General features: G+C 57.8%; 8 protein-coding genes and 1 pseudogene. 3 read left to right on the top strand and 6 right to left on the bottom strand.

Annotated elements, in window-relative coordinates:
- On the top strand, nucleotides 1–907 hold a 907-nt coding region (gene purT, locus PROAA_RS07705), incomplete at its 5' end, for a formate-dependent phosphoribosylglycinamide formyltransferase (RefSeq protein WP_186410789.1).
- A gap of 60 nt (nucleotides 908–967) precedes the next feature.
- On the opposite strand, the gene PROAA_RS07700 is transcribed toward purT, so the two are convergent.
- Entirely contained in the window at nucleotides 968–1,735 is a 768-nt protein-coding gene (locus PROAA_RS07700) for a hypothetical protein (protein ID WP_186410788.1), read from the bottom strand.
- A 118-nt stretch (nucleotides 1,736–1,853) separates the two neighbouring features.
- Here PROAA_RS07700 and PROAA_RS07695 point away from each other — a divergent pair, with 118 nt between their 5' ends.
- Nucleotides 1,854–2,003, top strand: a complete 150-nt coding sequence (locus tag PROAA_RS07695) for a hypothetical protein (RefSeq protein WP_186410787.1) — start codon at nucleotides 1,854–1,856, stop codon at nucleotides 2,001–2,003.
- Between the two features lie 6 nt (nucleotides 2,004–2,009).
- On the opposite strand, the gene PROAA_RS07690 is transcribed toward PROAA_RS07695, so the two are convergent.
- The 5 genes from PROAA_RS07690 to prfB form a co-directional block, all read right to left on the bottom strand.
- Entirely contained in the window at nucleotides 2,010–2,648 is a 639-nt protein-coding gene (locus PROAA_RS07690; RefSeq protein WP_186410786.1) for a LysE family translocator, read from the bottom strand.
- A 34-nt stretch (nucleotides 2,649–2,682) separates the two neighbouring features.
- On the bottom strand, nucleotides 2,683–3,054 hold the full coding sequence (locus PROAA_RS07685) for an iron chaperone (RefSeq protein ID WP_186410785.1): 372 nt from the start codon (nucleotides 3,052–3,054) through the stop codon (nucleotides 2,683–2,685).
- Nucleotides 3,055–3,257: 203 nt separating this feature from the next.
- Nucleotides 3,258–4,022, bottom strand: a complete 765-nt coding sequence (locus PROAA_RS07680; RefSeq protein ID WP_186410784.1) for a glycine zipper 2TM domain-containing protein — start codon at nucleotides 4,020–4,022, stop codon at nucleotides 3,258–3,260.
- A 166-nt stretch (nucleotides 4,023–4,188) separates the two neighbouring features.
- Nucleotides 4,189–5,703 (bottom strand): lysine--tRNA ligase, encoded by a 1,515-nt coding sequence (lysS, locus tag PROAA_RS07675; protein WP_186410783.1) that lies wholly within the window; start codon nucleotides 5,701–5,703, stop codon nucleotides 4,189–4,191.
- Nucleotides 5,704–5,771: 68 nt separating this feature from the next.
- Nucleotides 5,772–6,876 (bottom strand): peptide chain release factor 2 gene (gene prfB / locus PROAA_RS07670; RefSeq protein WP_186410782.1). Its coding sequence is split into 2 segments (ribosomal slippage): nucleotides 5,772–6,794 and nucleotides 6,796–6,876, totalling 1,104 coding nucleotides; the frame shifts between segments, so codons are not numbered across the junction.
- 290 nt (nucleotides 6,877–7,166) lie between these two features.
- Between prfB and PROAA_RS07665 the strand changes: the two are divergent.
- Nucleotides 7,167–7,297: pseudogene (locus tag PROAA_RS07665) on the top strand (glutamine-hydrolyzing carbamoyl-phosphate synthase small subunit); the annotation flags it as partial.

The following is a 7,297-nucleotide window of genomic DNA, read 5'->3' as shown; positions in this document are numbered from 1 at the left end:
CGCCGAGGTGATTCCAACCGCGCGCGCCGCCCAGCTCACGATGAACCGGGAAGGGATTCGCTGTCTCGCCGCCGAGGAACTGGGGTTGCCCACCTCGTCGTACGCCTTTGCTGACTCGCTGAACGAATTGCAAACGGCTATTGACGCCGGCATAGGCTATCCATGCTTCGTCAAACCGGTCATGTCTTCGTCCGGCAAGGGGCAGTCGTTCCTGCGCGGGCCACAGGATGTCCAACCCGCCTGGGACTATGCGCTACAGTCCGGGCGCGTCAAGGAAGCGCGAGTCATCGTTGAATCGTGCGTGCCGTTCGACTACGAGATCACCCAGTTGACCGTGCGTGCGCTCGGCGCGTCCGGGGAGGTGAAAACCCATTTTTGCGAGCCGATTGGCCACGTTCAGATCAATGGCGATTACGTCGAATCCTGGCAGCCCCAGCCGATGTCGCCGTTGGCGCTGCAGCGGGCACGCGATATCGCTCGTCGCGTCACAGGTGCGTTGGGCGGGCGGGGGATTTTTGGCGTCGAGATATTCGTAAAAGATGACAACGTCTGGTTTTCCGAGGTCAGCCCGCGGCCTCATGACACCGGGCTGGTGACGCTCGCCACGCAGCGCCTCTCCGAGTTCGAACTGCACGCGCGCGCCATTCTGGGGTTGCCGGTGGATACCAGCCTCCGTCGGCCGGGAGCATCGGCCGTGATCTACGGCGGTATGGCCGAGCAGGGCATCGCCTTCGAGGGTGTGGCCGAAGCGCTGGCCGTGCCCGAATCCGACCTGCGCCTTTTCGGCAAGCCGGAAAGCTTTCTCAAGCGACGCATGGGCGTTGCCGTGGCCAGCGCAGACACCATCGGCGAAGCGCGTAGCCGTGCCAAACGCGCGGCGAGTTGCGTGAGGCCGGTCAAGGCTTGAGAGGAGGAAGCTTGTTTTACTACCGCTTTGCGGACCACAGGTTGAATGTGGAGCTCATTGTTATGACGGCCCCGATAAGAGCGCAATAGCACCTTCCGCAAGACTTTGTCCCTTGTTGACGAGACCGATGTATGCGTTCGCAATTCGATTGGCCTCTACGAATTCTCCACCAGCAGATTTGAGATCCCTCCAGAACTCCCCAACTTTGGCAGTTACCGACGTTTGCTCTTCATTGACCAGGTCTTCGGACTTCGCATTTAAATCAGAAAACCCCTCGCTAAACGCCTTCTGAATTGCCGCTCCGCCAGAAATCGGATAGTTGCGAATCGCGTTTTTGATGATTTCGATCTGGCTCTTCACGAAGCGATAAGTTGGCCCGTTCATTGAAGTGCTATCGAGGTTCTGCTCGAACTCGGAGAGCTTCGAAAGAAGATGCTCGAGTTCTTCAAAACTCGATTCTGGCTCATCAGGCAAAATCTCAGCACAGTAACGAAGGGCCAGTATGGTTTCGGCAGTGAATTGCGGCTTGTAGTTGTTCCATGTGGCCGTGATGTTGCTCGGCGTTACGGCACTTCTCACCCGCCCTATGTAAGGCACGTAGAGAGATTCACTAAACTTACTTCCTTTCATCTGCTCTTCAAGCAAATCGAGCTCTTGGCGCAGAAGTACTAGCTGCTGATTCACCTCGTGCGGATCAGATGTAGCACTCTTAGCCTCTAGGCCAAGCACGCCCGCCCACACTTCAGCTGCCGACAATTTGTCGTTCTTCTGTCGGGCCGCCTGGGCAATATTCAAGATACGTTGGCCGGAGTTAGAAAAGTCGGTCAATGAGCGCCCCTTTAACGTCACAACGGAGGTGTAGAAAAAGTCTATTCATCCGCGCATTTTGCGGTGAACCGAATGGAATATCAATGATCCAATGGGTATTGCCTTTTGGATACCCGACATGGCTCGTTACTGTAACGACCTGACTGCCGCAGCGGCCTACCCACCGGCCATGCTACTCAAGGTCATTCTGTTTGACTACAACCAGGGCCTCGATTCCTGCCGGGTAAGAAAAGACGTCCGTCGAGGCATTCTCGGGAAGTCCGTGTAGGCCGGGCTATGCATTGCGCCGTTGTTTAAAGGCGAGGCGAACTGCGAATGCGCCCAGCACGAAACCCATGAAGTAGCGCTGTACCGAGAGCCATCTTGGGTTGCGGGAAAACCACGTCGCAATGCTGGCGGCGGAGAGCACTATGAGCAAATTGATCGAAAAGCTTACGCAGATTTGTGTCAGGCCAAGAACGACGCTTTGCAGAAAGATCGAGCCATGCTGTGGCGAGATAAATTGCGGGAAGATGGCCAGATAGAACACCGCGATTTTCGGGTTGAGCGCATTCGTGAGAAAGCCCATCAAAAAGAGTCTCGCGGTTGAATCAATCGGCAGGTCCTGGGCTTCAAATGGCGACCTGGCACTGGGTCGAACGGCTTGCCATGCCAACCAGAGCAGGTACAGCGCGCCTGCCCACCTGAGAATTTCGTAGGCGAGTGGCACCGCAAGAAACAGCGCCGTCAAGCCAGTGGCTGCCGCCAACATGTGCACGAGGAAGCCGGCAATCACGCCCAGCAAGGAGATGAAGCCGGCCATTCGCCCCTGGCTGATGGAGCGCGAGATCAGATAGACCATGTTCGGGCCCGGCGTTAACACCATCAGCAGGGCGGCGCCAGCGAACAGTAGCAGTTCATTGAGGGGGATCATCTGGTCTTGATAGCGAGCTTGGACATGAACAGGGTCATTTCTTTGCCTCGATGGCGATATTTTCTACGTTGAACCGAACAAGCCGCGCTACGAGACTTCGTGGGATCGGTTGGTTGAGCGGAATCTGGATTGCGCCTTTTGATGTCTTGTAGCTCTTGAGTTCGTCGGAAAAGACCTCCAGGGCGACCGAACCAGGATACAGGCCGATGTGATTCTTGAAGGCCGCGAAGTGAAAGATGTTCTTACCCATCTTGAGCGTAGGTATTCCGTAGCCGATCTTCTCATCGGCGTGAGGAGCGTTTGATCTGGCTTCGATTCGCACTGCACGTAGCTTCGTCTGAACTTCTGGCGCACATCGCGCGATGTACTCGTCGACCGTCTGTGGTGTTTTGGAAGGCTGCCGCATGCGTTATCTCCGTCGTCAGGTTGGGAAGGCTGCTACGTCTCCCCACCTTGCGTAGTGGTTTGGATTGGAGTCCTGCTCCCGATGATACCGCGTCTGTCCCCGCCAATTGCCGGGCAATGCTGCTCACGGTAGGTGACATATCAGTTTCTTGCGGACAAGAAAAAACGCCCCTCAGGGCGTTTTGGGATTTTCCGAGAAACCTTCTACATGCGGGTCAGTTGCCCATTGTTGATGCGCACGCGGTCTCCGCGCTGCAGGGCGGGCGGCTGCGCTTGTGTAAAGACGCGTGTGTTTCCGTCGTCAAGACGAACCGTGACTTCGTAGTGTGTCGAACTGCGTACGTTCTTTTCGATCGCGTTGCCGGCAAAGGCGCCACCGACGGCGCCGACGACGGCGCCCACCGTCTTGCCGCGTCCGCCGCCGACCTGGTTGCCAAGAAGCCCGCCCACGACGCCGCCGCTGACGGCGCCAAGGCCTGTTCCCTCACCTTCCTGCTTGACTTCCCGTACGCCTTCAACGGTGGCGCAGTCGCGACAGGTATTGGAGTACTGGGGTGCCTGACGAGCTTGCGGTTGCGGATTGCTCTCGACGTAGACGCCGCTGTCGTTCATCGGGTAGTTGCCCACCGGAGTTGCGCCACGATAGGTGCTGTTGGTCGTCGAGTCATAAGCGTACTCGACCTGTTTGGTGGTTTTGCGCGGGGCCGGAGGACGGGACGATGCCGCTTTCTCGGGGGCAGGAGGTGCCGCGACGGTCGCTGCCGGTTTTGCAGCGACCGGCTCTGGAGCGGGCTTTGCTGCCGGTTCGGTCGCCGGAGCAACAGCCACCTGTGTTGCAGGGACTGCGTCAGTCGCGTTGCTGCTGGGCAACCAGCCGGCCATTGAGGCAACGGCGGTCAGGCTGGCAATCGTTACCGCTATCGCTGCAACGACGATCATCGGGTGGGTGCTACGGCTTTGATTTTCCATGCGTTGCCTCACTGATTTATTGATGGTGAGCGATAAACGATCCAGACAGGCGTTTGGTAGACGCCAGATACAAATCAATACAATTCAGCCCCAGGAGTTACTCGGGTGACCACCATACCAGTATGGAACGCTTGAAACGCATTGGCAACGTAATAACTGGCTTCGACTATTCGGGCTTCATCTGCGGGAAGAGGATGACGTCGCGGATGTTTGCCGAGTCGGTTAGCAGCATGACCAGCCGGTCGATGCCGATACCGCAGCCGCCGGTGGGTGGAAGACCGTATTCGAGGGCGCGGATGTAGTCTGCGTCGTAGTACATCGCCTCCTCGTCACCGGCGTCCATCGCCCTGGCCTGTTCCAGGAAGCGTGCTGCCTGGTCTTCCGGGTCGTTCAGTTCTGAGAAGCCGTTGGCGATTTCGCGGCCGACGATGAACAACTCGAAGCGCTCGGTGACCTCCGGGTTGCTGTCGCTTCGGCGTGCCAGCGGGCTGACTTCAGCGGGGTAGTCGATGATGAATGTCGGTTCCCACAGATCGGCTTCGGCCGTTTCCTCGAACATCAACAACTGCAGGGTACCCAGCCCCATGCCGGGTTTGACCTCGACCTTGAACGCTGTCAGTTTCTGCCTGAGCCATTCGGCGTCATTCAGTTGTTCGAGCGTGTATTGAGGGTGGTATCTGAGGATTGCGTCGACCATGGTCAGCCGGTGAAACGGCTTCGACAGGTCAAGGGTGCGTCCCTGGTACGCGAAGACCTCCGTGCCCAACGCATCGCGCGCCGCATGGCGCAGCAGCCCTTCGGTGAAATCCATCAGTTTCCGGTATTCGGTATAGGCTTCGTAGAACTCCATCATGGTGAACTCGGGGTTGTGCCGCGGGCTCATCCCTTCGTTGCGGAAGTTGCGGTTCATTTCGAAGACTTTTTCAAAGCCGCCGACGACCAGTTTTTTCAGATACAACTCCGGGGCGATGCGCAGGAACAGCTCCATGTCCAGCGCATTGTGGTGGGTCTTGAAGGGGCGGGCTGCCGCACCGCCGGGAATCGGGTGCATCATCGGCGTTTCGACCTCAAGGAAACCGTGATCGGTCATGTAGTTGCGGATCGACTGCACCATTCGGCTGCGCGCCGCGAAGGTGAAGCGCGATTGCTCGTTCATGATCAGATCGAGATGGCGCATGCGGTATTTCTGTTCCTGATCGGTCAGACCGTGGAATTTCTCCGGCAGCGGGCGCAGCGATTTGGAGAGCAGACGGATTTCCGCAGCCTGGATGGTCAGTTCGCCGGTCTTGGTGCGAAACAAGGTGCCGACGGCGCCGATGATGTCGCCGATGTCCCAGCGCTTGAAGGCGGTATAGGTTTCTTCGCCGACCTTGTCGCGGGCGACGTAGATCTGGATGCGGCCGGAGAGGTCGGCAATGCTGATGAATGAGGCTTTGCCCATGACGCGCCGGAGCATGATGCGACCGGCAACCTTGACTTCAACCGCTGCGGCTTCGAGTTCATCGCCCGATTTGGATTCGTAGATTTCGGCAATCTTGCCCGCGGTGTTTTCGCGCAAGAAATCGTTCGGGTACGCCTTGCCGGTGGCGCGCCATTCGGCAAGTTTGGCGCGGCGCTCGGTGACGATGTGGTTCTCGTCATGCTCTGGCGTGTTGGTCGATGCGTCGTTTGGTTCGGACATGGTGTTTCTCGCAATCAATGATTGAATCGTAAAGATGACTAATTGGGCTAAGAATAGCTGTGCGGGATTCAGACGCCCTGCTTCAAGCTGGCTTCGATGAACTGATCCAGATCGCCGTCGAGCACGCTCTGTGTATTGCCGACTTCGACGTTGGTGCGCAGATCCTTGATGCGCGACTGGTCCAGCACGTAGGAGCGAATCTGATGTCCCCAGCCGATGTCGGTCTTGGCGTCTTCAAGCTTCTGTTGATCGGCCTGGCGTTTCTGGACTTCGGCTTCATACAGGCGCGATTTGAGCATGGCCATCGCCTCGGCGCGGTTGCGGTGCTGCGAGCGGTCGTTCTGGCACTGCACGACAATGCCTGACGGGTTATGCGTGATGCGCACCGCCGAGTCGGTCTTGTTGATGTGCTGACCCCCGGCACCGGAAGCGCGGTAGGTGTCGATCCGCAGATCGGCGGGGTTGATGTCAATTTCAAACGAATCGTCGATTTCAGGGAAGACGACGATCGAGCAGAAACTGGTATGGCGGCGGGCATTCGAATCGAACGGCGATTTGCGCACCAGGCGGTGGATGCCCGATTCCGAGCGCAGCATGCCGAAACAGTAATCGCCCGAAAGCTTGATCGTGGCCGTTTTGATGCCGGCAACGTCGCCTGGGGATTCTTCGAGAATATCGACGGCGTAACCCTTGCGCTCTCCGTATTTGACGTACATGCGCAGCAGCATCGCGGCCCAGTCCTGCGCCTCGGTGCCGCCGGCGCCGGACTGGATTTCGATAAAGCAGTTGAGCGGGTCGGCCGGGTTGTTGAACATGCGCCGGAATTCGAGCAGGGCAACGTCCTTTTCAATTTCCTGGGCATCGGCGGCTACCGCCCGCAGCGTGTCATCATCGTCTTCATCGCGCGCCATGGCGAACAGTTCGTCGGCGTCCTTGAGTTGGCCGCCAACGCGGTCGAGGGTCAGGACGACGTTTTCGAGCGATTTCTTTTCGCGTGAAAGCTCCTGCGCACGCTCGGTGTTGTCCCAGACCTTGGGGTCTTCGAGTTCGCGTGATACGGCGCTTAGCTGATCAAACTTCTGATCGTAGTCAAAGATACCTCCGCAACTCACTGGTACGCCGGGCGATGTCCACGAGTCGGTTGGCGATGATGTTGATCTGTTCAGCTTCCATATGGGTTCAGGCCGTAAGCGCTTTGCGATAAACCCCGAATTATATACGTTCAACGCCCGCAAATTAGGGGAAGCGCGCTGTTGAGATCAAATTGGCAGACCGCCAGCAGGTCAGGATTTGCGACGATATCTGACGAAATCGAGCCCTTAAACCGGGTCCGAGGCATGCGGGAGAATTGCCGAAAGAGGGGCACTCCGGTACAATCTCCGGGTTATCAAGTAGTCAAGCGGGAGGGCTCGCGCCCGTCCCGCTTTTGCGTATCTGCGCCATGAAACTGGAGTCTCCCTGGTGTCGTTGCCATTGCCGGAATCGATACGCGCAAGCTGACTCGCATCCTGCGCGAAAAGGGTGCGCAAGCCGGATGCATCATGGCTGTCGAGGTTGACGAAGCGAGCGCCATAGCCGAGGCACAATCTTTCCC

Source organism: Candidatus Propionivibrio aalborgensis (assembly GCF_900089945.1).
GTDB classification, from domain to species: domain Bacteria; phylum Pseudomonadota; class Gammaproteobacteria; order Burkholderiales; family Rhodocyclaceae; genus Propionivibrio; species Propionivibrio aalborgensis.
The sequence above is the reverse complement of the archived record's forward strand: the minus strand, read 5'-3'. Positions and strand labels throughout refer to the sequence as shown.

Coding starts and splice junctions, on each gene's coding strand:
- PROAA_RS07695 (WP_186410787.1), top strand. CDS start 1,854: ATGGCTCGTTACTGTAACGACCTGACTGCCGCAGCGGCCTACCCACCG.
- PROAA_RS07690 (WP_186410786.1), bottom strand. CDS start 2,648: ATGATCCCCCTCAATGAACTGCTACTGTTCGCTGGCGCCGCCCTGCTG.
- PROAA_RS07685 (WP_186410785.1), bottom strand. CDS start 3,054: ATGCGGCAGCCTTCCAAAACACCACAGACGGTCGACGAGTACATCGCG.
- PROAA_RS07680 (WP_186410784.1), bottom strand. CDS start 4,022: ATGGAAAATCAAAGCCGTAGCACCCACCCGATGATCGTCGTTGCAGCG.
- lysS (WP_186410783.1), bottom strand. CDS start 5,703: ATGTCCGAACCAAACGACGCATCGACCAACACGCCAGAGCATGACGAG.